General features: G+C 68.1%; 23 protein-coding genes. 10 read left to right on the top strand and 13 right to left on the bottom strand.

All coding sequences use genetic code 11. From position 1 onward, the window contains the following. Nucleotides 1–43 precede the first annotated feature (43 nt). Together AC1KVE_RS19980 and AC1KVE_RS19975 are read right to left on the bottom strand one after the other, a co-directional pair. Nucleotides 44–661, bottom strand: coding sequence for a YdcF family protein (locus tag AC1KVE_RS19980; protein WP_049818085.1), 618 nt, complete (start codon nucleotides 659–661; stop codon nucleotides 44–46). Further along, on the bottom strand, nucleotides 646–1,605 hold the full coding sequence (locus tag AC1KVE_RS19975; protein ID WP_434982158.1) for a pyridoxal-phosphate dependent enzyme: 960 nt from the start codon (nucleotides 1,603–1,605) through the stop codon (nucleotides 646–648). Before AC1KVE_RS19975 ends, AC1KVE_RS19980 begins: the two co-directional genes overlap by 16 nt. Before the next feature lie 157 nt (nucleotides 1,606–1,762). Between AC1KVE_RS19975 and AC1KVE_RS19970 the strand changes: the two genes are divergently transcribed. From AC1KVE_RS19970 to AC1KVE_RS19960, 3 genes are all read left to right on the top strand, one after another. Further along, on the top strand, nucleotides 1,763–2,221 hold the full coding sequence (locus AC1KVE_RS19970) for a hypothetical protein (RefSeq protein WP_024938779.1): 459 nt from the start codon (nucleotides 1,763–1,765) through the stop codon (nucleotides 2,219–2,221). Nucleotides 2,222–2,802: 581 nt separating this feature from the next. Continuing rightward, the gene (mnmG, locus tag AC1KVE_RS19965; RefSeq protein WP_226426965.1) at nucleotides 2,803–4,707 is read left to right on the top strand and encodes a tRNA uridine-5-carboxymethylaminomethyl(34) synthesis enzyme MnmG; all 1,905 of its coding nucleotides are present in this window, start codon (nucleotides 2,803–2,805) and stop codon (nucleotides 4,705–4,707) included. A gap of 219 nt (nucleotides 4,708–4,926) precedes the next feature. Further along, the gene (locus AC1KVE_RS19960; protein WP_481092959.1) at nucleotides 4,927–5,637 is read left to right on the top strand and encodes a DUF2490 domain-containing protein; all 711 of its coding nucleotides are present in this window, start codon (nucleotides 4,927–4,929) and stop codon (nucleotides 5,635–5,637) included. 131 nt (nucleotides 5,638–5,768) lie between these two features. On the opposite strand, the gene AC1KVE_RS19955 is transcribed toward AC1KVE_RS19960, so the two are convergent. Next, a complete protein-coding gene (locus AC1KVE_RS19955) occupies nucleotides 5,769–6,737 on the bottom strand; it encodes an alpha/beta hydrolase (protein ID WP_481092948.1) in 969 nt (322 codons plus the stop codon). Here AC1KVE_RS19955 and AC1KVE_RS19950 point away from each other — a divergent pair. After that, on the top strand, nucleotides 6,693–7,031 hold the full coding sequence (locus AC1KVE_RS19950) for a hypothetical protein (protein WP_481092949.1): 339 nt from the start codon (nucleotides 6,693–6,695) through the stop codon (nucleotides 7,029–7,031). The genes AC1KVE_RS19955 and AC1KVE_RS19950 overlap by 45 nt on opposite strands. A gap of 30 nt (nucleotides 7,032–7,061) precedes the next feature. Here the strand turns inward: AC1KVE_RS19950 and AC1KVE_RS19945 are convergent, their stop codons facing one another. Beyond that, nucleotides 7,062–7,922 carry a PA4780 family RIO1-like protein kinase gene (locus AC1KVE_RS19945; protein WP_039528778.1) on the bottom strand — a complete coding sequence of 287 codons (861 nt, stop codon included), beginning with the start codon at nucleotides 7,920–7,922 and terminating at the stop codon, nucleotides 7,062–7,064. A 147-nt stretch (nucleotides 7,923–8,069) separates the two neighbouring features. Here AC1KVE_RS19945 and AC1KVE_RS19940 point away from each other — a divergent pair, with 147 nt between their 5' ends. Then, nucleotides 8,070–8,927 (top strand): IclR family transcriptional regulator domain-containing protein, encoded by an 858-nt coding sequence (locus AC1KVE_RS19940; protein WP_024938784.1) that lies wholly within the window; start codon nucleotides 8,070–8,072, stop codon nucleotides 8,925–8,927. Between the two features lie 16 nt (nucleotides 8,928–8,943). Here the strand turns inward: AC1KVE_RS19940 and AC1KVE_RS19935 are convergent, their stop codons facing one another. The 9 genes from AC1KVE_RS19935 to AC1KVE_RS19895 form a co-directional block, all read right to left on the bottom strand. Continuing rightward, nucleotides 8,944–9,870, bottom strand: a complete 927-nt coding sequence (locus AC1KVE_RS19935) for an alpha/beta hydrolase (protein ID WP_481092960.1) — start codon at nucleotides 9,868–9,870, stop codon at nucleotides 8,944–8,946. Between the two features lie 266 nt (nucleotides 9,871–10,136). After that, the gene (pcaC, locus tag AC1KVE_RS19930) at nucleotides 10,137–10,541 is read right to left on the bottom strand and encodes a 4-carboxymuconolactone decarboxylase (protein WP_184432373.1); all 405 of its coding nucleotides are present in this window, start codon (nucleotides 10,539–10,541) and stop codon (nucleotides 10,137–10,139) included. A gap of 298 nt (nucleotides 10,542–10,839) precedes the next feature. Next, nucleotides 10,840–11,628, bottom strand: coding sequence for a 3-oxoadipate enol-lactonase (pcaD, locus tag AC1KVE_RS19925; protein WP_039517320.1), 789 nt, complete (start codon nucleotides 11,626–11,628; stop codon nucleotides 10,840–10,842). A gap of 10 nt (nucleotides 11,629–11,638) precedes the next feature. Then, nucleotides 11,639–12,991 (bottom strand): 3-carboxy-cis,cis-muconate cycloisomerase, encoded by a 1,353-nt coding sequence (locus AC1KVE_RS19920; RefSeq protein ID WP_481092950.1) that lies wholly within the window; start codon nucleotides 12,989–12,991, stop codon nucleotides 11,639–11,641. Between the two features lie 320 nt (nucleotides 12,992–13,311). Continuing rightward, on the bottom strand, nucleotides 13,312–13,875 hold the full coding sequence (gene pcaG, locus AC1KVE_RS19915; protein ID WP_481092951.1) for a protocatechuate 3,4-dioxygenase subunit alpha: 564 nt from the start codon (nucleotides 13,873–13,875) through the stop codon (nucleotides 13,312–13,314). A gap of 4 nt (nucleotides 13,876–13,879) precedes the next feature. Next, nucleotides 13,880–14,608, bottom strand: coding sequence for a protocatechuate 3,4-dioxygenase subunit beta (gene pcaH, locus AC1KVE_RS19910; RefSeq protein ID WP_102580284.1), 729 nt, complete (start codon nucleotides 14,606–14,608; stop codon nucleotides 13,880–13,882). An 80-nt stretch (nucleotides 14,609–14,688) separates the two neighbouring features. Then, the gene (pcaF, locus tag AC1KVE_RS19905) at nucleotides 14,689–15,897 is read right to left on the bottom strand and encodes a 3-oxoadipyl-CoA thiolase (protein ID WP_481092952.1); all 1,209 of its coding nucleotides are present in this window, start codon (nucleotides 15,895–15,897) and stop codon (nucleotides 14,689–14,691) included. Then, complete coding sequence (locus tag AC1KVE_RS19900) at nucleotides 15,894–16,682, bottom strand: CoA-transferase subunit beta (RefSeq protein WP_039517333.1); 789 nt, start codon at nucleotides 16,680–16,682, stop codon at nucleotides 15,894–15,896. The genes pcaF and AC1KVE_RS19900 overlap by 4 nt, the downstream gene beginning before the upstream one ends. Beyond that, on the bottom strand, nucleotides 16,679–17,542 hold the full coding sequence (locus AC1KVE_RS19895) for a CoA transferase subunit A (RefSeq protein WP_184381017.1): 864 nt from the start codon (nucleotides 17,540–17,542) through the stop codon (nucleotides 16,679–16,681). Before AC1KVE_RS19895 ends, AC1KVE_RS19900 begins: the two co-directional genes overlap by 4 nt. A gap of 256 nt (nucleotides 17,543–17,798) precedes the next feature. Here AC1KVE_RS19895 and AC1KVE_RS19890 point away from each other — a divergent pair, with 256 nt between their 5' ends. The 5 genes from AC1KVE_RS19890 to glpD all read left to right on the top strand — a co-directional run bounded on the left by AC1KVE_RS19890 (nucleotide 17,799) and on the right by glpD (nucleotide 23,296). Further along, nucleotides 17,799–18,875, top strand: coding sequence for an aromatic ring-hydroxylating dioxygenase subunit alpha (locus AC1KVE_RS19890; protein ID WP_016904721.1), 1,077 nt, complete (start codon nucleotides 17,799–17,801; stop codon nucleotides 18,873–18,875). Between the two features lie 20 nt (nucleotides 18,876–18,895). Next, nucleotides 18,896–19,699 (top strand): GntR family transcriptional regulator, encoded by an 804-nt coding sequence (locus AC1KVE_RS19885; protein ID WP_016904720.1) that lies wholly within the window; start codon nucleotides 18,896–18,898, stop codon nucleotides 19,697–19,699. Further along, the gene (locus AC1KVE_RS19880) at nucleotides 19,692–20,675 is read left to right on the top strand and encodes a PDR/VanB family oxidoreductase (RefSeq protein WP_046345406.1); all 984 of its coding nucleotides are present in this window, start codon (nucleotides 19,692–19,694) and stop codon (nucleotides 20,673–20,675) included. Before AC1KVE_RS19885 ends, AC1KVE_RS19880 begins: the two co-directional genes overlap by 8 nt. Nucleotides 20,676–20,730: 55 nt before the next feature. Beyond that, nucleotides 20,731–21,558, top strand: a complete 828-nt coding sequence (locus AC1KVE_RS19875) for a DeoR/GlpR family DNA-binding transcription regulator (RefSeq protein WP_016904930.1) — start codon at nucleotides 20,731–20,733, stop codon at nucleotides 21,556–21,558. 223 nt (nucleotides 21,559–21,781) lie between these two features. Beyond that, nucleotides 21,782–23,296: a glycerol-3-phosphate dehydrogenase gene (glpD, locus tag AC1KVE_RS19870; RefSeq protein WP_065033059.1), complete on the top strand. Its 1,515-nt coding sequence runs from the start codon at nucleotides 21,782–21,784 to the stop codon at nucleotides 23,294–23,296. Nucleotides 23,297–23,342: the final 46 nt, after the last annotated feature.

Genomic DNA, 23,342 nt, shown 5'->3' with positions numbered 1-23,342 from the left:
GCGTTTTGCGCTTCAACACGCCTGCCCTGCGGCATATCCGGCGTCAGGCGCCCTGCACCACCAGGTCGCGATGGAAGTAATAGACCTCCTGCAGCAGGAAGCGCCAACTGGTGTGGAAGCTGCGAAAGCGCGTGCTGGGCGTGGAAGAGGCCAGCGCGTCCATCCCCAGCTCATCGCTCAGCCGCAGCGCGCGCGCCATGTGCAACGGGTCGCTGACGATGATCGCCCGGTGCATGCCGTGCCGGTCCATCAGCGCGCGTGCCTGCTGCAGATTCTGCCGGGTGGTGCGCGAGACCGTCTCGATCACGATCGCCTCCGGCGGTACGCCGTGGCGTAGCGCGTAGCGCCGCGCCACCTGCGATTCGGCAAAGCGCGCGCCATTGCCGAAGCCGCCGGTGAACAGCAGCCGCGGCGCGTAGCCCTGCGCGTACAGGTCCAGCGCATGCCGGATGCGCTCTTCGAACACCGGCGAAGGGCGCGCGTCGTAGGCAGCCGCGCCCAGCACGATGATCACGTCGGCCGGCGCGGCCTGGTCGCGATCGCCGACCCAGACGATCCAGCCGGCCACGCCCACCAGCCAGATCAGCGTCAGCATGCACAGGCGCCAGCACCAGCCCCACAGACCGATCCCACGCGACCGCCTGCTCACGCCGCGGCCCACGGCAGCGCATCCAGATCGACATTGCCGCCGGACAGGATCAGCCCGACCCGCCGCCCGGCAAAGCGCGCCGGGTCGGCCAGCACCGCTGCCAACGCAATCGCCGAGGACGGCTCCACCACCTGTTTGAGCACCTGCCAGATCAGCCGCATCGCCTGCACCACCGCCGCATCGTCCACAGTGATCACCTGCGCGCCGGCGGCCTGCAACACTGCGAAATTTGGCGCACCCAGGGTGCCGCGCAGGCCGTCGCAGAGCGTGTCGGGCACGAAGTCGACCAGGCGCTCGCCGGCCGCCAGCGAGCGCGCGGTATCGGCCGCCCCGCTCGGCTCGGCCAGCACCAGCGCACAGCCCGGCGCCGATTGCAGCGCCAGCGCACTGCCGGCGGCCAGCCCACCGCCGCCGACCGGTGCCACCAGCACATCCAGCCCGCCGCTCTGCAGCAGCAGCTCCAGCGCGGCGGTGCCCTGCCCGGCGATCACCGCCGGGTCGGTATACGGATGCACCAACGTCGCGCCGCTGCCGGCCTGGACGTCGGCACACATCTGCTCGCGCGCCGCGATGGTGGGCGCGCAGCGCCACAGCGTGGCGCCGTGACGGGAGATATTGGCCAGCTTGGCGGCCACCGCGCCTTCGGGCACCACCACGTGGCAGCCGATCCCGCGCGTGCGCGCGGCGAGCGCGAGTGCGGCGCCGTGATTGCCGGACGAATGGGTGACCACCCCGCGCGCGGCCAGCTCCTCCGGCAACGACCACACCGCGTTGCAGGCGCCACGGAACTTGAAGGCGCCGCTGCGCTGCAGGTGTTCGGCCTTGAAGAACAGCCGCGCACCGCAGAGGGCGTCCAGGCTATGCGAGGTCAGCAGCGGTGTCGGCACGCACTGCGGCGCGATGCGCGCAGCAGCTTGCAGGACGTCGGAATGGGCAAGCGGGACCGTCTCGATCATGCCGGCAAGATTAACGTATCGTCCCCGCCTTCACGGCTGCACGCGCGGCACCCGCGCATGCTGGATCGATGCAGAAGTACCACATTGCGGCACAGTTAAGGACCGATTCAATGCATCGGTTCGAAAGTGACACCATGGTTGCAGGAGGGCACCATCCATGAAATTCCGTCTGATCTTCGCCGCCGGGCTATTGGCCCTGGGCGGCTGCGCAACCTACGACTACACCGGTGCGGGGTCGGGCGGCTATTACCGCGGCGCGCCCGCGGTGCAGTACCGCTACCCGCCGGGCTATTCGCCGTATTTCTACGGCAACCCCTACGGTTACCCTTACGGCGCCGGTTCGATCGGGCTGTACGACTACCCGGCGTATCCGGTCTACCGCGGTGGCTATTACTACCGCCAGAACGATCGCCGCCCGCAGTACCGGCCGCCACGTCCGCACGGCTCGTTCAACAATGGGCCCCGTCCCAACGGCCCGCGCCCGCAACAGCCCAATCGCCCACCGGCGACTGGCGCTCCGCCGTCGCGGCCGCCTCGCATCGGTGCGCCGCCGCGGGTGATCCGCGAGATTCAACGGCAGACCGCGCCGCGCAACACACGTGAGCAGATTCCCTGAGTTGCTGACTGCGACGTGGCCCACAAATGGCGATGTTGGGGGCTTGCGTTCAGCCGGCACTTGGTCGCAAGCTAGGCGCTCTGTGTGACCCGCCACGTCATGTTTTGACCCGGCCGGGCGCACTGACCGACTTATGTCGATGTCCGACAGGGAAATCTGGATCCCCCCTGTTCCGGCCCTGTCGGATATCGGCGCCTCCAACGCATAAAGCCCCGGCATGCCGGGGCTTTATGTTTTTGTCGTCTGGTCTGCTCTGCCGCACCTGCGACTACCCGTACGAGCAGGCTGGGCTGCATCGGCGTTGGGTCGCAGAAAAAAATAAGGGTCGGCAGTCCCCCGACTACCGACCCTTACGCTACCCCATCGCACGCGTGGCTGGCCCCTGTTCCAATTCCAGTCTTGCGCCCATGTCGCAATGCCACGACGGGTGCACTAGGGATATCCGCACGGAACATGCCAACTTGAGAGTCAGTGTTCGATAATGTGATCTACGTCACATTTTTATCCGTCGAGTGACCTTCCTCGCCCTTCAGCCGATACTTTCGCGGCCGCCAACCTCCTTCTGCTCCTGGTCCACGCCCATGTCCGACTCCTTCTATCGCTACGACGTCATCGTGATCGGCGGCGGCCATGCCGGCACCGAGGCGGCGCTGGCCTCCGCGCGCGCCGGTGCGCGCACCTTGCTGCTGACCCACAACATCGAGACGGTGGGCGCGATGAGCTGCAACCCGGCCATCGGCGGGATCGGCAAGGGCCATCTGGTCAAGGAAATCGACGCGCTGGGCGGGGCGATGGCACGCGCGGCGGATCAGGCCGGCATCCAGTGGCGCACGCTCAATGCCTCCAAGGGGCCGGCGGTGCGCGCCACCCGCTGCCAGGCCGACCGCAACCTCTACCGCAACGCCATCCGCCGCATCGTCGAGGCGCAGCCAAACCTGACCGTGTTCCAGGCGGCGGTGGACGATCTGATCATCCACAACGGCGCCGCCGAAGCCGACAGCGTGCGCGGCGTGATCACCCAGACCGGGCTGCGCTTCGAAGCGCCCTCGGTGGTGCTGACCGCCGGCACCTTCCTGGCCGGCAAGATCCACGTCGGCGAGACCCAGTACGCGGCCGGACGCATGGGCGACCCGCCGGCCACCACGCTGGCCGCGCGTCTGCGCGAGCGGCCGTTCGCGATCGACCGGCTCAAGACCGGCACCCCGCCGCGCATCGACGGGCGCACGCTCGACTACAGCGTGATGGCCGAACAACCCGGCGACGATCCGCTGCCGGTGATGTCATTCATGGGCCAGCTCGGCGATCACCCGCGCCAGGTCAGCTGCTGGATCACCCAGACCACCGAGCAGACCCACGACATCATCCGCAGCGCGCTGCATCGCTCGCCGCTGTATTCCGGGCAGATCGAGGGCATCGGCCCGCGTTACTGCCCGTCGATCGAAGACAAGGTGGTGCGCTTTGCCGAGAAGAGCAGCCACCAGATCTTCGTCGAGCCCGAAGGCCTGGAAGTGGCCGAGATCTATCCCAACGGCATCTCCACCTCGTTGCCGTTCGACGTGCAGCTGGCATTGGTGCGCTCGATCCACGGGTTTGCGCAGGCGCATATCACCCGCCCCGGCTATGCGATCGAATACGACTTCTTCGACCCGCGCGGGCTCAAGGCCTCGCTGGAAACCAAGGCGGTGGGCGGGCTGTTCTTCGCCGGGCAGATCAATGGCACCACCGGGTACGAGGAGGCCGCCGCACAGGGCCTGCTGGCCGGGCTCAATGCCGCGCGCCATGTGCAGGGCTTGCCGGCGTGGTCGCCGCGCCGCGACGAGGCCTACCTGGGCGTGCTGGTGGACGATCTGATCACCCACGGCACCACCGAGCCGTATCGCATGTTCACCAGCCGCGCCGAATACCGCCTGCAGCTGCGCGAGGACAACGCCGATGCGCGCCTCACCGGCGTCGGCCGCGCGATGGGCCTGGTCGACGATGCGCGCTGGGCGCGCTTCTCCGCCAAGCAGGAGGCGGTGCAGCGCGAAAGCGCGCGCCTGTCGGTGCTGTGGGCGACCCCGGGTAATGCACTGGGCCGCGAAGTGGCCCAGACCCTGGGCGTGGCGGTGAGCCGCGAAACCAACGTGCTGGACCTGATCAAGCGCCCCGAACTCAATTACGCCGCGCTGATGCGCGTGCCGACGCTGGGGCCGGGCGTGGACGATGCGCAGGTGGCAGAGCAGGTGGAGATCAGCGTCAAATACGCCGGTTACCTGGACCGCCAGCGCGACGACATCGCACGCCAGCAGCGCCACGAAACCACGCCGATTCCGGATGGATTCGATTATGCCGGCGTGCGCGGGCTGTCGATCGAGGTGCAGCAGAAACTCGAGCGCGTGCGCCCGCAAAGCATCGGCCAGGCGCAACGCATTGCCGGCATGACGCCGGCGGCGATCTCGTTGCTGCTGGTGCATCTGGAGCGGGCGCGCCGCAGCCAGGTGGCTTAAGCGCTCGCCGGTGCGTGGGCAGCTGCATGGCGGCTGCCTGTTCGGACGCATGCGTTTGCACGCGGCACACGCGTGAATGTTTGTCAGCGGATGTCATGGCGCGACGGCATGTCGCCGCAGGCGAAGCAACACGCCGGTATCGCAGCGGCGGTGCCGAAAAGCGCGATGGAGGTCGCGAACGAGTTGGTATGCTCCGGCACCACCGACGACTTCCTGACGATGAACAGACTGCGCGCGCTGCTGACGGCCAGCTACCGGATCGCCTGCCCCGCCCTGCTGCTGATGCTGGGCGGCACCTCGCAAGCGGCCGCGCAGACCGAGGAAGACGGGCGTTACTGGCTGAGCGTGTATGCCCAGGGCAAGCTGCCGGTCGAAAACCTGTACTGGAGCATGGATGTGCACCCACGCTGGCGCGAAGAGGGCGAACAGTTCGACCAGTTGATCCTGCGCCCTGCGGTGTTTTACCGGTTCACTCCCAAGGCCAGTGTCTGGATGGGCTATGACACCATCATCAGCCACCCGGCCGGGCAGTCCTCCAACCGCGAAAATCGCTGGTGGGGGCAGTTTCAATATCAGTTCGATCCGATTGCCAATATCACCATCACCAGTCGCACCCGCCTGGAGCAGCGTCACCGCGAAGGTTTCAGCGACGAAGGGTATCGGGTGCGCCAGATGATCAGGGCGGTCCGGCCCAGTGCATTGTCTGCGCAACTGTCGTGGGTGGCCTTCAACGAACTGTTCGTCAATCTCGACCACACCGAGTGGGGCGCCCGACGCGGTCTGGACCAGAACCGCGTCTTCGTTGGCATCAACTGGAAGTTCAACGACGTTGCCAATGTCGACGCCGGCTATCTGAATCAGTTCGTCAACACCAGCACCGTGGACCGCGAAAACCACGTGCTGATGACCACGTTCCGCTTCAACTTCTGAGCCTGCTGGCGGCCCGCAAGACTTGCGTACCTGCAAGCCTGCATCGTCGTCTTTCCCTCGCGCGTTGATCCACATGCGGGCATGGCTGCCGCGCTGCGGCAGCGCGCGCATGGCACGCCTGCCGCAGGCCCTTATGCGGCCCTGCGCTCGACGGCGGGCAGCAAGCGCTGGCGCAGCAACAGCGCTGCCATCTCCAGCGTTTCGCCGGCGGCGCGCAGGACGCCGCCCATATTGATGAAGCCGTGGATCATGCCGGGAAAGCTGTGCAGGGTGACTTCCACACCGGCGGCGCGCAGGCGTTCGGCATAGCTGCGGCCTTCGTCGTAGAGCATGTCGCGCTCGCCCACGATGACCAGTGCGGGCGCAACGCCGGCCACCTCCGGCACCAGCATCGGCGAGACGCGCCAGTCCTGTGCAATGGCGGGGTCGGGCAATAGATGGCGATTGAAGAAGCGCACCGCCTCTGTGGTCAGCGGCGGCAGGCCGGCGTTATGTGATCGCGACGGGTATTGGCCGTTGTCCTCGCGCGCATCGGTGAGCGGATACACCAGCACCTGGCAGCGCAACGCGATCCCAGCATCGCGCGCGGCCAGCGCCGCGACTGCGGCCATGGCCCCGCCGATGCTGTCGCCGGCCACGGCCAGGCGCTGCACGTCGGCACCGACTGCATCGGGCTGGGCAACCAGCCAGTGCAGGGTCGCAATCACGTCCTCCACGCCGGCCGGCGCGGGATGTTCCGGCGCCAGGCGATAGTCGACCGCCAGCAGCTGGCAGCCGGCGCGCGCCGCCACTTGCCGGCAGACGTCGTCGTGGGAGTCGAGGTCGCCCACCACGCCGCCGCCGCCGTGCACGAACAGGCAGGTCGGGGCCGGACCGGCAGACAGCCCGGACGGGCGATACAGACGCAGGCGCACCGGGCCGGCGGCGGTGCCGGCCTGCAGGTCGCGCACCTCGGCCATCTCCACACGCGAAAAGCCAAGCTGCGTGCCGAGTGCACGCATCATTGCGCGCGCGCCCTCGATCGGCAGGGTTTCCATCGGTGGTTGAGCGGCGTGTTGAAGCTGGGCAAACAGGCGCACGACATCGGGATCAAACGACATGGCGGACTCTCCAGGAGACGATGGCTGAGCCTGCCAGATACTTATGATCAATCACCATTCAACGCCATCAATTATTTCAATGGCGGTGCCGGAGATGCGCGGCAGTACCGCAAAAACCCCGTGCTGCCGATGCATGCGCCTGCCATGGCGATGCCTGGCGAACAGTCGCATCATCAGCATCTGTTGGTTTTTTGCTGCACTGCATCGTGGCTGCGCGCCTGCATCGGCGCGCACCTGCATGACAGTCGTGAGCGATGCATGCCGGCATGCGCGACAACTGTGTCGCTGCTGTGACGCCGCATCGCGCGCGAACGCAATATCGATCTAGTCGTCGTCCTCGGCAGCGGCCTCGCGGCCCTGCTGACGGATGAGGTTTTCCTGGCGTGCGTCCTCGATCGAGGCGCGGATGGCACGCACGTCGGCGCGGCGGGTGTCGAACTTGAAGCGGCCGGTCAGCACGCTGTCCGGGCGCAGCTCGCCCTTTTCGAACAGCGCCCACATCTCTTCGCCGTAATGGGTGTCCAGCAACTCCGGGGCGAAGCGGCCGAGGCAGTCGCGCAGGTTGTGCACATCGCGCAGCAGCATGTCGCGTGCGGCGTTGTTGCCGGCAGCACTGACCACCTGCGGGAAATCGATCAGCACCGGGCCCTCGGGCGAGACCAGCACGTTGTATTCGGACAGGTCGCCGTGCACCAGGCCTAGCGACAGCATCTTGACCACATCGCCGATCAGGCTGGTGTGGAAGCTGCGCGCCTGCTCCGGCTCCAGGTCCACTTCGCCCAGCCGCGGTGCGCTGTGGCCGGCCTCGTCGGTGACCAGGTCCATCAGCAGCACGCCGTGGAAATAGCCGCGCGGCTTAGGCACGTGCACGCTGGCGTCCATCAGTTGATAGAGCACCTCGGCTTCGGTGTTCTTCCATGCGGTCTCGGCTTCGCGCCGGCCGAACTTGGTGGCCTTGCCCATCGCGCGCGCCTGGCGGCTGCCACGCACCTTGCGGCCTTCCTGATACTGCACGCGCGCCTGGAAACTGCGTTGCGCCATGTCCTTGTAGACCTTGGCGCACAGGATGTCGGCGCCCGTACTGACCACATAGACGGATGCTTCCTTGCCGCTCTTCAGTGGTCGCAACACTTCGTCGATGATGCCGTCGTCGATCAGCGGTTGCAGGCCCTTGGGGGTTTTCATGGACTAAGGAGACCGATCCGAAACAAACCAGCAACGATTATGCGGCAACCAGGGTGAAGCGCTTACATGTCCAGGCGCAAGCTGCGACCGGGGGCATGTATCGGCGTGAGCGCTTACCATGCACGGACCCGTCCAAGCTGCGATCCGATGCCCGAGCCCGCCTCCAGCCGCCGCAAACCCACCACCACCGTGGCCACCGCCGGGAGCGAACGCGGCCTGCCGCATGAGTTGATGCAGCAGATCGCCGCCGCCCAGGGCGACCCGGACTTCATGACCTCGCTGGGCCGCGGGCTGGTGGTGCTGAGCGTGTTCGCCCAGCACGCGCGCGAGGTGACGATGTCGCAGATCAGCCTGGAAACCGGCATCTCGCGCGCGGCGGTGCGGCGGGTGCTGCATACCCTGGCCAGGCTGGGCTATGTCGGCGAGCAGGGCCGCGGCTACGTGCTGCTGCCGCGCGTGCTGGGGATCGGCGGTGCGTATGCGGCGTCTTCGTCGATGACCGCGGCGGCGCAGCCGGTGCTGGACGGGCTGCGCGACCAGTTGCACGAATCCTGCTCGCTGGGCGTGCTGGACGGCGACGACCTGCTGTACGTGGCGCGTGCCGAGACGGTGCGCATCATGTCGATCGGGCTGCGCCCGGGCACACGCCTGCCGGCCTACTGCACCTCGATGGGCCGCGTCCTGTTGGCGGCCCTGCCCGGCGACACCTTGCAGGCGTACCTGGAGCGCACCACGCTGCGCCCGCGGACCGACCGCACCGTGACCCAGGCGTCTGCACTGCTGGAAGTATTGGCGCGTACGCGCCGCGAAGGCATGTGCCTGACCGACCAGGAACTGGAGATCGGCCTGCGCTCGATCGCGGTGCCGGTGCGCAACCTGCGCGGCGAGGTGATCGCCGCGCTCAACATCGGCGCCCAGGCCGGGCGCGTGAGCCTGCAGACGATGCAGACGCTGCTGGAGCCGTTGAAACAGGCGGCGCAGCGGCTGGGTGCGTTGTTGAGTTAGTCGCCGGCGGGCGCGCTCAGCGCGGCCGGCGCAGGAAGCTCACCACTGCATCCACCCAGGCGGCATGGGTGTCCTCGACATGCGCCACGTGATCGGCGTGCGGCAGCGTGACCCAGCTGCGGTCTTCGCTGCGCAGGCGTGCGTACAGGTGCGCGTTGTCCGCCTGGGTCGCGATGGGATCGTCGACGCCACGCAGCAGCAAGACCGGCAACGTGGTCACCTGCTCGGGCTGGAAGGCGAACTGCTCCATCGCGCGCCAGTCGGTACGCACCGGGTCGGCCGATACCGCCTGTGCCACATAGGCCGCACGCACGCCGGGCGGTGCGGCGTTGGCGGTGATGAAATCCTCGCCGGCCGCCGCGGCCGTGGTGCGCGCACGCAATGGCTGTGCCGGCGCCGGGGTGATGTCGGGCGCTGCGTCGACATCGTCGGGGAAGCCGTACAGCACCAGCGCCGACACTGCCTGCGGATGTTGCTGGGCGATCAGCAGCGCCACCCGCGCACCATTGGAATAACCGAGCAGCGCCGGCGGCGGCAGCTGCGGGTGCTGGTGGGCAACCCAGCTCAGCACCGCATCGACATCGGCCACGGCGCGCGCGGGCGTGTTCCAGCCGCTGCGATCGCGCGCACTGCCGCCGTAGCCGCGCAGATCGACCGCATAGGCGGCATAGCCGGCCTGCGCCAATGCCGCCAACACCGAGCGCGCATCGCGCGGCTCGTCGGCAACCTGCAGATCGAAATTGGGCAACGCACTCCAGGTGCGCCCATGCACCAGCAGGATCGTGCCGCGCGGCTGCGCGGGGACGCGCGACCACACCGCCAGCGCCTGGCCATCGTCGGCGCGCACCTGCGCCAGCTCGGTTCCGGGCCCGGGATGCGGTCGTGCCTGCAGCCCGGATACGGTGAGCAGCAGCGAAAGCAAACAAACGGTACGCAGCAGCATCGGCAACCTCATGGGAATGTCCTGTGCGAACGGAAGCGGTGGTCCGTTGCGGCACGTCCATCATCCCGTCGTCGATGGGCGATGTCATCAGCGGCGATGTGCCTACGGGACGGCCAGGGTGCAACGCAGTGCGCGCGCTGGGATCGCCACCCTGCCCGGCGTGCCCTGAGTGCAGGCCAGGGACACAGCCAACCGAACCGGTCGCATTTGCGCCGCATGCCGCGCCAACGCAGCGTGCCTGCTGCACTCACGCGTCGCCGTGGCCGTCAGCCTTCGCGCACCGGCTGTTCTTCGCCGGCCTGCTCCTCGAGGATGGGCTTGGCCAGCGCGAAGGCATGGTTGGCGGCAGGCACGCCGCAATAGACCGCGGCCTGCAGCAGGACCTCTTTGATCTGCTCGGGCGTGACGCCGTTGTTGCGCGCGGCGCGCACATGCAGCTTGAACTCCTCGTCGTGGCCCAGCGCCACCATCATCGCCAGGGTCAGCAGCGAGCGGGTGTGCGCGGGCAGGCCATCGCGGGTCCAGATGGTGCCCCAGGCGTAGCGGGTGATCAGCGTCTGGAACTCGTCGGTGAACTCGGTGCGTGCGGCCAGCGAGCGCTCGACATGCGCATCGCCCAGGACGCGGCGGCGCTCGCGCAAGCCCGCCTGGTAACGCTCGTCTTCGTGCATCGGAAATCTCTCCTGCGTGGGAATCGGGAATCGGGAATCGGGAATCGGGAATCGGGAATCGGGAATCGGGAATTGGGAATTGGGAATTGGGAATTGGGAATCGGAGTGCTGGCGGCGATCGCAGGGCAAGCGCTGGGATATCAGGGGCATTGGTTGCGATTGATGTCGCTGGCGACAGGCAGCTGGCCGTGGTCAGCTGGGCGCAGATGCAACGCATGAGCGGGAATGCCGAGCGTCGTGTGTGCCGGATCGGGGTGACGGCTGCATGCGTCCGGCAGCTGCCTGGCCGGGCGGAGGGTCACACGTGGTCGGCCTGCAGAAAGCCCAGCACGCTGTGGTTGAACGCGGCCGGCGACTCCAGGTTGCAGATGTGCCGGCCGGGCACCTGTGCGTAGTGGCCGTGCGGGGCGGCGTAGGCGATCTCGCGCAGATCGGCCGGCGGACAGACCGGGTCGTCGTCGCCGGCCAGTGCGAGCAGTGGTAGCTCCAGCGTGTCCAGCGCGCCGCGGAAGTCGGCGTCGGCCACCGCCTGGCAGCAGGCGATATAGCCCTGCGGCGATGTCGACACGAAGGCGGCCACGATCATGTCCAGGCGCTGCGCATGGCTGATCGCAAAAGGCGGGGTGAACCAGCGTTGCAAGGTGGCATCGACCAGCCCCGGCAGGCCTTCGCTGCGCACCTGCTCGATGCGCGCGTTCCAGCTCTCGCTGCTGCCGATCTTCTGCGCGGTGGCGCACACCACCAGCCGTCGCAGGCGCTGCGGCGCATGCAGGCCCAGCCATTGCCCGGTGAGTCCGCCGATCGACAGGCCGCAGAAGTCGCTCTGCGCGATCTGCAACGCATCCCACAGCGCCAGCACGTCCTGGCCCAGGTCGGCAACGCGATATGGGCCGGGCGGCGTGTCCGAATCGCCATGGCCGCGGCGGTCGTAGCGCAGGATGCGGTAATGCGGCGCAAACGCGGCGATCTGCACGTCCCACATGTGCAGGTCGGTGCCCAGCGAGTTGCAGAAGGTCAGCCAGGGGCGGCCTTCGGTACCGTCGAGGCGGTAGTGCAGGCGATGCGTGGGCAACTGGAGATAAGCCATCGGAGCACCGTCAGCGGGATGAAGAAGCGGCCAGCACGCGATCGATCCAGACCGAGGACATGCCGCGCCAGCTGTCCACATCGAACACCGCCTGCAGTTGCGCCTGCGTGAGTACCGCGCTCACCTGCACGTCGTCGCCGAGCACCTCGCGCAGATGGCGCTGCTGCGCCTGGGCGCGTGCCACCGCCTGTTCGACCAGCGCATGCGCCTGTGGCTTGCCGAGCCGTGGTGCCAACGCAAACACCGCTGCCTCGGCGTACAACGCGCCGCCATGGCTGTGCAGGTGCGCGCGCATGGCCTCGCGGTCCAGTTGCAGGTCGGTCAGGCAGCCTTGCATCTGCGCCAGGCTGCCGGCGGTCAGGCACACGATCTGCGGCAAGGTCTCCCATTCGGCATGCCATTGGCCGGCGGCGCGCTCATGCGGCTGCGCCATCGCGCTGAACAAGGTCGCCACCAGGCCGGGCACGCGGGTGGCAGCAGCAACCGCGGCGACGCTGGAGACCGGATTGCGCTTGTGCGGCATCGCCGAGGAGCCGCCCTTGCCGGCTGCGGCCGGCTCGAACACTTCGCCGACTTCCGACTGCATCAGCAACACCACGTCGCCGCCGATCTTGCCCAGCGTGCCGGCCAGCAGGCCGAACGCACAGCCGACCTCGACGAGGCGATCGCGTGCGGTATGCCACGGCATCGCGGGCAACGGCAGCGCCAGCGTGGTTGCCAGCGCCTGGGCGACATCCAGACCGCGCTCCTGCAACGACGCCAACGTGCCGGCCGCGCCCCCGAACTGCAGCACCAGGCCATCGTGCTGCAGGGCCTGCAGGCGCTGGTGCGCGCGCTGCAGCGCATCCAGCCAGGCGGCGACCTTGAGCCCGAACGTGACCGGCACCGCCTGCTGCAACAAGGTACGTCCGGGCAGGCCGGTGTTGCGTTCGCGCGCGGCCAGCGCAGCCAGCTCGGCGCACAGGCCCTGCAGGCGCGGCAGCAGCAGGTCGAGCGCGGCGCGCAGCTGCAGTACCGTGCCGGTGTCGATGACGTCCTGGCTGGTGGCGCCCCAGTGCACCCAGCGCGCGGCCTGTACATCGTGGGCGGCCACACGCGCGGTCAGCGCCTTGACCAATGGAATGGCGGGGTTGCCGGCAAGTGCGGTGGCCTGGGCCAGCGCGGCCAGATCGTAATGCTGCACGTCGCATGCGGCCGCAATGACCTGCGCGGCCTCGGCGGGAATCACGCCGCATTGCGCCTGCGCACGGGCGAGCGCGGATTCGAAGTGCAGCATTGCCTGCACCCGCGCAGTGTCGTCGAACAACGCGTCGCAGGCAGGCTCGCCAAACAGGGATCCCAACAGGGAAGACGTCGCAGTCATGCATGGCCTCGGGTGGCGTGCCGGCAGCATGGCACCGATGCGCAAGAGTGCCAACTGGCGTGCGCGGTGCCGGGTGGTGTGCACGCGTGGTGGTCGGTGCGGGTCATGCGTACCGCACGTTTGGACAAGGCGCGTGTCGCGGCGGGATCACGGCATTGCACGCAGCTGCCGCGCGATCGCGATGGATCACCGAGGGCAGCGCGCACTGGCACCCGCCTGCCCGGCGCGCGGCGACAGCTGCGCAGCATCTGCACGCAGGTGCAGGCGTGCTGCTCGCACGGAGACAACCATGCATGGCACCCCGCGCACCGACCGCGCGATCAATAGTTGAAGAACACCGTTTCCGCATCGCCCTGCATATGGATGTCCCACAGGTAATCGCTGCCACCGCGCGAATGCGCCAGCAGCGTGCTACGGCGCTCGGCCGGCACCAGGGCCAGGATGGGGTCGCTGCCCAGCTGCGGATCGTCGGCGAAGTACAGCCGCGTCGACACGCCGCGCAACAGCCCGCGCATGAAGACCAGCACGGTCAGATGCGCTGCCTGCTGCTTGCCGTCCGGCCCGGCGACCTGGCCCGGCTTGACGGTGCTGAAGGAAAACCGCCCCTGCGCGTCGGTCGGCACGCGGCCCCAGCCATCGAAGCCGGAATCGTGCGCCTGGCAGCGCGCATCGGCGGCATGCGCATAGATGCCGGCCGCATCTGCCTGCCACAGTTCCAGCACTGCGTCGGCCACCGGGTTGCCGGCGCCATCGAATACGCAACCGCTGACCTGCACGTGCGTGCCCGCGGCCTGCGCAGGCGCGAGTTGCGCGCGATACAACGGCTCCAGCCCGAGCCGGTAGTACGGGCCAACGGTTTGCGACGGGGTGGCGTGCAGGCTCATCGATTCACTCCCAGACCGTTTGCTTGCGGCCGCGCAACACGATGTCGAAGCGGTAGGCCAGCGCGTATTCGCTCACCGCGTTTTCCCAGTCGAAGCTGGACACCATGCGTTCGCGCGCCTGCGCATCGTCCACGCAGTTGTAGATCGGGTCGTGTGCCAGCAAGGGGTCGCCGGGGAAGTACATCTGGGTGATCAGCCGCTGCCCGATGCCATCGCCATGCAGCGAAAAATGGATATGCGCCGGCCGCCAGGCGTTGTAGTGATTGCGCCACGGATACGCGCCCGGCTTGATGGTCTTGAAGGCGTAGCGGCCGTGGTCGTCGGTGAGCACCTGGCCGGTGCCGCGGAAGTTGGGATCCAGCGGTGCGTCATGCCGGTCGCCGGCATGTTGATAGCGGCCGGCGGCATTGCATTGCCACACCTCGACCACGCTGTTGCGCACCGGCTTGCCATTTTCGTCGAGCACGCGGCCGGACACGATGATGCGCTCGCCCAACGGCTCGCCCGCAAAGCCGGCGGTGAGGTCGGCGGCATGCTCACCCAGGGTGAGCCGATTCAATGGCGGGCCGGTGACTTCCGACAGCGTGGCCGGGATATCGATGGGCGCACGCGTGGGGCCGCGCAATGCGGTGGATGCGTAGGGCAGATGCAGGTAGGCCGGCTGTGTGCCGATCCGCGGCCGGCGATAGCCGAGCAGCGGATCGATCGACGTGTCAGAGCTGGGGTCGCGCATGCGGGATCTCCATCGGTTGCGCTACGGCAGGATCAAAACGTGGGTGTGCGGTCTTGGCGGCGGCGGTTGCAATCGGCGCACTACACGCGCTCGATCGCCAGCGCCACGCCCTGCCCGACCCCGATGCACATGCTGGCCAGCCCAAGCCGCCCATTGCCCGCCTCCAGTTGCCGCAACAAGGTCAGCGCCAGCCGCGTACCGCTCATGCCCAGCGGATGACCCAGCGCGATGGCGCCGCCATTGGCGTTGACGTGCGCGGCATCGTCGGCCAGGCCGAACGCGCGCGTGCAGGCCAGCACCTGCGCGGCGAAGGCTTCGTTGAGCTCGATCGCGTCGAACTGCTCGATGCGCAAGCCCAGCCTTGCCAGCAGGCGCTGCGTGGCCGGTACCGGGCCGATGCCCATATAGGCCGGCTCCACGCCCGCCGAGGCGAAGCCGAGCACGCGTGCCCGCGGGGTCAGCCCATGCGCGTGCACAGCCTGCGCAGACGCCAGCAACAGGGCGGCAGCGCCATCGTTGAGACCGGCCGCATTGCCGGCCGTCACCGTGCCGGGCTGGCGGAACACCGGCTTGAGCTTGGCCAGCATCTCGGCGGTGGTGTTCGGGCGCGGATGCTCGTCGCGATCGACCGCGCTTGCCTCGCCCCCTTTGCGTGCGGCCACCGGCACCGGAGTGATTTCTGCATCGAAGAAACCGGCCGCCTGTGCGGCGGCGGCGCGCTGCTGGCTGCGCAGCGCAAACGCGTCCTGGTCTTCGCGCGCGATGGCATGGCGCTGTGCCACGTTCTCCGCGGTCTCGCCCATCAGCTCCACGCCATAGGCGCCCTGCAGGCGCGGATTGATGAACCGCCAGCCCATGGTGGTGTCTTCCAGCTGTTGCGTGCGTGCGAACGCGCTCTCGGCCTTGCCCATGACCCACGGCGCGCGGGTCATCGATTCGACCCCGCCGGCGATCGCCAACCCCAGCTCGCCGGCACGGATACCGCGCGCCACCGTGCCGACCGCATCCAGCCCCGAGCCGCACAGGCGATTGAGCGTGCTGCCTGGCACAGAGCTGGGCAGCCCCGCCAGCAACAGACTCATGCGCGCGACATTGCGATTGTCCTCGCCAGCCTGATTTGCGCAGCCCAGGTACACATCGTCGATCAGCGCCGGTTCCAGTTGCGGATTGCGTGCCATCAACGCGGCAATCGGTATCGCGCCCAGGTCGTCGGCGCGCACGCCGGCCAGGGCGCCGCCGTAGCGGCCGATCGGCGTGCGGATGCCATCGATCAGATAGACCTCGCTCATGCCTCGGCTCCGGCTGCCTGCTTGCCATGCGCGGCGTCGGTGCGTGCCTGCAGCGCGCGCAGCGCCTGCAGTTCCGCAGCACTGGGTGGGGTGGTCTGCGCCAGATCGGCAGCGAAGCGGATCGGCCAGCCGGTGGCCGCGCTCACCTGCTCGCGGGTGCTGCCGGGATGCAGCGCGGTGACGGTGAGTTCGCGGGTCACGGGATCGGGCTCCATCACGCACAGGTCGGTGACCACCACGGTGGGGCCGGCGCCGGGCAGTCCGGCACGCTGCCGCGCATCGCCACCGTCCAGATGCCCGACCGTTGTGATGAAGTCCAGCGCAGGCACGAAGCTGCGTCTGGATTGGCGAATGATGATGAACACCTGTTTGGCGCTGGCCGCGATCTCCGGCGCGCCGCCCGCGCCGGGCAGCCGTGTCTTGGGCGCGTCGTACGGGCCGATCACCGTGGTGTTGAGGTTGGCATGGCGATCGATCTGCGCCGCGCCCAGGAAGCCCACGTCCACGCGCCCGCCCTGCAGCCAGTAGCGGAAGATTTCCGGCGTGGAGACCACGGTGTCGGCGGTTTCGGCCAGCTCGCCGTCGCCGATCGACAACGGCAGCACTTCCGGGCGCGCGCCGATCGGGCCGGATTCGTAGATCAGGGTGACATCCGGCGCATGCGTCAGCCGCGCCAGGTTGGCGGCGGTGGACGGCAGGCCGATGCCGACAAAGCACACCGCGCCATCGGGCAGGCGCCGCGCCGCCGCCACGGTCATCATCTCGTTGGTGCTGTAGTCGCTCATGCGGCCACCTGCAGCAGCGATTGCGCGTACACGCGCTGGAACGCGGCAAAGTCCTCGGTGTCGAGAATGTGCGTCTGGATCCAGGCCTGGAAGCGTGCGCGGTCGCGCGCAATCGCATCCCAGGCCAGGTAGAAGCGGTTGTCGCGGGCGTAATAACCGTGCGCGTACGACGGTGCCGCACCGCCGGGCACATGGCAGACCGCATCGACCACCCAGCGCGGCAGGATGCAGGCGTTGGGCGGTGCATCCAGCGTGTCGACGATCTCTTCCACCGTGACGATCACCTTGCGCGCCGCCAGCGCGGCTTCCTTCTGCACGCCCAGGATGCCCCACAGCAGCACGTTGCCGCGGCGGTCGGCCTGCTGCGCATGGATCACGGTGACATCGGGCTTGACCGCCGGCGTGGTGGCCAGCGTCTCGCCGGTGTACGGGCATTGCAGGAACCTGATGCTGTCGTTGACGCGCGGCAGGTCAGAGCCGACATAACCGCGCAGCACCGCGAACGGCAGGCCCGAGGCACCGGCCACATACGCGTTGGCCATGTCGGCATGGCTGTGTTCGCGGATCTGCAGCGGCTGCGGCCACGCATGTTCGACCGCATCGCGCAGCCGGTGCAGCGAACCGACGCCGGGATTGCCGCCCCACGAGAACCGCAATGCCGATGCACAACCGGCGCCGATCAGCTGGTCGTAGATCAGGTCCGGGGTCATGCGCACCAGGTGCAGGTCGCGCTTGCGCTGGCGGATCACCTCGTGGCCAGCCGCATGCGGAATCAGATGGGTGAAGCCTTCCATCGCCACGCAGTCGCCATCGGCGATCAGCTGGGACACCGCTTCTGAAAGGGGGACGATCTGGGCCATTGCTTCGGTCCTGCGCAGCGAGCGTGTGGTCACGTTAGGCGCAGCTGCACAGCCCGGTCAATGCGATTATCGGTGCATCAATTCGATAATCGCACAATTTCGGCAAGCGACCGACGCTCCAACATTGTCTCCGGTGTATACATAACTTCGCTTGCAAGCAGACGCCAGCGCCGGCATGCGCGTCAACTGGTCGCCAGCCGGCGCACCGCTGCCGATCCGCACCCCAGGTTGTATACAAACCCCAGGAGCCACGGTCATGTCCCAGTCCAAGCAGCTGTTTCCCCTCAATGCGTGGTACGCCGTCGCCTGGGACCACGAGATCAAGCATGCGCTGACCCCGCGCAAGGTCTGCAACCTGGATGTGGTGGTCTATCGCACCACTGCCGGGGCCGTGATCGCGCTCGAAGATGCGTGTTGGCATCGCCTGGTGCCGCTGTCGATGGGCAAGCTGCGCGGCGACGATGTGGTGTGCGGTTACCACGGGCTGGTCTACAACAGCCAGGGCCGCTGCGTGCACATGCCCTCGCAGGAGACCATCAATCCCTCCGCGTGCGTGCGCAGTTTTCCGGTGGCCGAAAAGCATCGCTACGTGTGGATCTGGCCGGGCGATCCGGCGCAGGCCGACACCCGCCTGATTCCCGACCTGCACTGGGCGCACGATCCGGCCTGGGCCGGCGATGGCCGCACCATCTATGCCAAGTGCGACTACCGGCTGGTGCTGGACAACCTGATGGACCTGACCCACGAGACCTTCGTGCATGGCTCCAGCATCGGCCAGGACGAGATCGCCGAAGCGCCGTTCGAGGTGATGCATGGCGACCGCTCGGTGGTGGTGTCGCGCTGGATGCGCAACATCGACGCGCCGCCATTCTGGGCCAGCCAGATCGCGCGCCATCTGGATTACCGCGGCAAGGTCGACCGCTGGCAGATCATCCGCTTCGAAGCGCCCGGCACCATCGCCATCGACGTCGGCGTGGCCATCGCCGGCACCGGTGCGCCGGAGGGCGACCGCAGCCAGGGTGTCAACGGCTACGTGCTCAATACCATCACGCCCGAAACCGACACCACCTGCCACTACTTCTGGGCGTTCATGCGCAACTACGCGCTGCACGACCAATCGTTGACCACGCTGACCCGTGCGGGCGTCACCGGCGTGTTCGGCGAGGACGAGGCGGTGCTGGAAGCGCAGCAACGCGCCATCGACGCGCATCCGGATCACACCTTCTACAACCTCAACGTCGATGCCGGCGGGATGTGGGCGCGCCGCGTGATCGATCGGCTGATCGCCCAGGAGCAGCGCGCGCAGGAACTGTCGCTGCGCATGGTGGGCTGAGCACCGCATCGGAGGTTTCCATGTCACCCGCCACCCCGTTTCGCAGCAGTGCCGCGCAGACCACGCGCGCACTGCTGTCGCTACGCGAACTGATCCTCGACGGTACCCTGCCGGCCGGAACGCGCCTGTCCGAGCTGGCGGTGGTGCAGCGGCTGGGCATGTCGCGCACGCCGGTGCGCGCCGCGTTGCAGCGGCTGTGCGAAGAAGGCCTGGCCAGCGCACTGCCCGGCGGCGGCTATGCGGTGCAGGCCTTCAGCGAACGCGATGTGCACGATGCGATCGAACTGCGCGGCACGCTCGAAGGCCTGGCCGCGCGCATGGCGGCCGAGCGCGGAGCATCGGCCGCGGCGCTGGCCCAGGCACGTCAGCTGCTGGACACGCTCGACCGCATCGTCGGCTCGCCGTTGCACGCCATCGACTTCAGCGCGTACGTGCAGGCAAATGCGCAATTCCACGCGTTGCTGGTGGCCATGGCCGGCAGCGATGTGCTGGGCCGCGAGCTCACCCGCGTGCTGCAGCTGCCGTTCGCCTCGCCCAACAGCCTGGTCATGGCGCAGACCACCAGCGCCGAGGCGCGGCTGATCCTGACCCTGGCGCAGGACCAGCACCGCGAAGTCCTGGCCGCCATCGAAGATCGCCAGGGCGCGCGTGCCGAAGCGCTGATGCGCGAACACGCCCGGTTGGCCCATCGCAATCTGCGCCACGTGCTGCAGACCCCGGCGGCGATCACCCAGGTGCGCGGCGGCGCATTGATCGGCCGCGCCCATCCCGCCACTGCCGGCAGCAGCCGGCCCACCCCTCTGCCTGGAGTTCCCCATGCGTAAAGACACCCAGTGGCACCGCGCCCATGTGGTCAGCATTGCCGACGCCTGCGAGGGCGTGCGCGAAATCGTGCTCGACCCGGGCACTGCGGCGCGCGGCTTCGAGGTCGGCAGCCATCTGGATTTTCGCGTGCAGCTGCATGGCCGCGCCGACGTGCGCTCGTACTCGCTGGTGGGCGAGCCGCGTGCCGATGGCTACTACCAGATCGCGGTACGGCAGATGCCCGACAGCCGCGGCGGCTCGCGGCACATGTGGACGCTGCAGCCCGGCGATGTGGTGGAAATCTCCCCGCCCAGCAACAACTTTGCGCTGGACGAGGGCGGCGAGGAGATCCTGCTGATCGCCGGCGGGATCGGCATCACCCCGATCATCGGCATGGCGCAGCGGCTGGCGCGCCGCCACCGCGCGTTCCGCCTGCTGTATGCCGGGCGCACCCGCCGTGCGATGGCTTACGTCGACGAGCTGGAAGCGCTGCTGGGCGAGCGCCTGCAGCTGCAATGCGACGACGGCGCCGGCCCGGCGGATCTTGCCGCCGAGCTGGCGCGGCTGTCGCCCAATGCCGAGGTGTACGTGTGCGGCCCGCTCGGCATGCTCGAGGCGGTGCGCCAGCACTGGCACGCCGCCGGGCGTCCGCGCGCGCGGCTGCACTTCGAAACCTTCGGCAACAGCGGGCGGGTGCCGGCGCAGGCGTTCGTGGTCAAGCTGCCCGGGCTCGGCCTGGAAGTGCCGGTGGCCGAGAACGAATCGATGCTGGATGCGCTGGCCGACGCCGGAGTCGAGCTGATTGCCGAATGCCGGCGCGGCGAATGCGGGCTGTGCGCGGTCGAGGTGCTGGACAGCGCGGCCGATATCGATCACCGCGATGTGTTCTTCAGCGACGAACAGCGCCGCGAGAACCGCAAGCTGTGCGCCTGCGTCTCACGCGCGGTGGGCGGCAGCATCAGCATCGATACCGGCTACCGCGGCGAGCTGGGCTGAGCGCAGCCATCCACACGCCGGCGCTCGCGCAGCGCGTGTTTGCATCCTCACGCGCATGCGCGATCATCTGCGCATGGAGTCGACTCACTACAGGACGGTCCCGGCGCCGGCACTCAACCCGCGCCAGGAACAATTGGTGGCATTGGTGCGGCAGCAGGGCTTTGCCGAGGTGGAAGGGCTGGCGACGCGCTTCGAGGTGACGCCGCAGACCATCCGTCGCGATCTGACCCTGCTGTGCGATGCCGGCGTGCTGCGCCGCTATCACGGTGGCGTCAGCATGCCCTCGAGCGTGGAAAACCTGGCCTACACCGCGCGCAAGGCGTTGCAGGCGCGCGAGAAACAGCACATCGCCGCGCAGGTCGCCCGCTTCATTCCCGACGATGCCTCGTTGTTCATCAACCTGGGCACCACCAACGAAGAGGTCGCGCGCGCCTTGCTGCAGCACCGCGGCCTGCGCGTGATCACCAACAACCTCAACGTGGCGGTAATGCTCAGTGCCAACCCCAGCTTCGAGGTGATCGTGGCCGGTGGCGTGGTGCGCGGGCGCGACCAGGGCGTGACCGGCGAGGCGACGGTGGAACTGATCCGGCAATTCAAGGTGGACTTCGGGGTGATCGGCATTTCCGGCATCGATCTGGACGGCACCCTGCTGGACTTCGACTACCAGGAAGTGCGCGTGGCCCAGGCCATCATCGAGCACTCGCGGCAGGTGCTGCTGGCCGCCGACCACAGCAAGTTCGGCCGCAACGCCATGGTGCGACTGGGCGCGATCGCCCAGGTGCACGACTGGTTCACCGACCGGCCGCCGCCGCAGGAACTGGCCGCCGTGCTGGCCGAGGCCGGCACCCGCGTGCACTTGGCCGAGCCTGGCGACGCCGGCTGAGCCAATTGTTCGTTTTTGTGCGTTTGCGGTGCGGCGTGCCAATCTGGCCTTGCTAATGATCCGTCCCGGCTATCAAATTTCCGGCTTCGATAGGACAAACTAGCCTTTCTTCGCCTAGTTCTCAGGCCTGACGGCTCTTCACGTCCTGAAAAGGTTTGATGTTCGAATATGTTCGAACATGACAACTTGGGTTCGCTACTGGCGCGCCCGGACGGAGACACCGATGGGCGAGACATACGATCTTCTGGTGATAGGCGGCGGCATCAATGGGGTTGGCATCGCCCGCGATGCGGCCGGGCGTGGCCTGTCGGTATGCCTGTGCGAACAGGACGATCTGGCCGCGCATACCAGCAGCGCCAGCACCAAGCTCATTCACGGTGGCCTGCGCTACCTGGAGCAGTACGAGTTCGCGCTGGTCGGCAAGGCGCTGGCCGAGCGCGAGGTGTTGCTGCGGCTGGCTCCGCACATCATTTGGCCGCTGCGCTTCCTGCTGCCGCATCAACCGCATCTGCGCCCGGCCTGGATGATCCGCGCCGGGCTGTTCCTGTACGACCATCTCGGCGGCAGCAAGCGCAGCCTGCCGCGCTCGCGCCGGCTATCGCTGCGCACGCACCCGGTTGGCCAGCCGCTACAGGAATCGCTGCGCACCGGCTTCGTGTACTCCGATGCCTGGGTGCAGGATGCGCGGCTGGTGGTGCTCAATGCGATGGACGCCGCCAGGCGTGGCGCACAGATCCGCACCCGCACACGTTGCGTCGGTGCCTGGCGCGATGCAGGCTTCTGGTATGCCGAGCTGGAAGACCGCGATGGCCGCCGCCGCACCGTGCAGGCGCGTGCGCTGGCCAATGCGGCCGGGCCGTGGGCGGTGTCATTCCTGGACAAGGTCGCCGCAGTGCCGCACAAGCACGCACTGCGCCTGGTCAAGGGCAGCCACATCGTGGTGCCCAAGTTGTTCGACCACGACCACGCCTACATCTTCCAGCAACCGGATCGGCGCATCGTGTTCGCCATCCCCTACGAGCACGACTTCACACTGATCGGCACCACCGACGTGGATTACCAGGCCGACCCCGCCGCGCCCAGGATCGATGCGGCCGAAGTGCAGTACCTGTGCGATGCGGTGAACCTGTATTTCCAGCAGCAGATCGCCCCCAGCGATGTGGTGTGGAGCTATAGCGGCGTGCGTCCGCTGCTGGACGACGCCGAGGACAACGCTGCCGAAGTCACCCGCGATTACCAGCTGGAAGTGCTTACCGATGGCGCACCGTTGCTCAACGTGTTCGGCGGCAAGCTCACCACCTATCGCAAGCTGGCCGAAGAAGCGGTCGACCGCCTCACCCAGGCGCTGGGTGCCCGCAAGCCGGCATGGACCGCGCGCGGCGATGCATTGCCCGGCGGCGAACAACGCGATATCGCCAGCCTGCTCGAGCGCGTGCGCAACGCATACCCGTGGCTGCCGGCGCCGACCGCGCAGCGGCTGGTACGTAACTACGGCACCTGTGCGGAGCAGCTGCTGGGCCAGGCGCAGGACATCGCCGCCCTGGGCACGCACTTCGGCGCCGATCTGTACCAGGCCGAGGTGGATTACCTGCGTGCCCACGAATGGGCCGTGACCGCAGACGACATCCTGTGGCGTCGCAGCAAACTCGGCCTGCGCATCGACGCGGCCGGGCGCGAACGTCTGGAGGCGTATCTGCAGACACACTCGGTCCGGCAGGCGGACGGCGTGCCGGCCTGATCGAACCACGTTGCCGGCGAGGACGGGTCGCGCGGCAACGTATCCT

This window comes from Xanthomonas sp. NCPPB 2864 (assembly GCF_056675615.1).
This window is presented reverse-complemented; position numbering and strand designations above follow the sequence as displayed.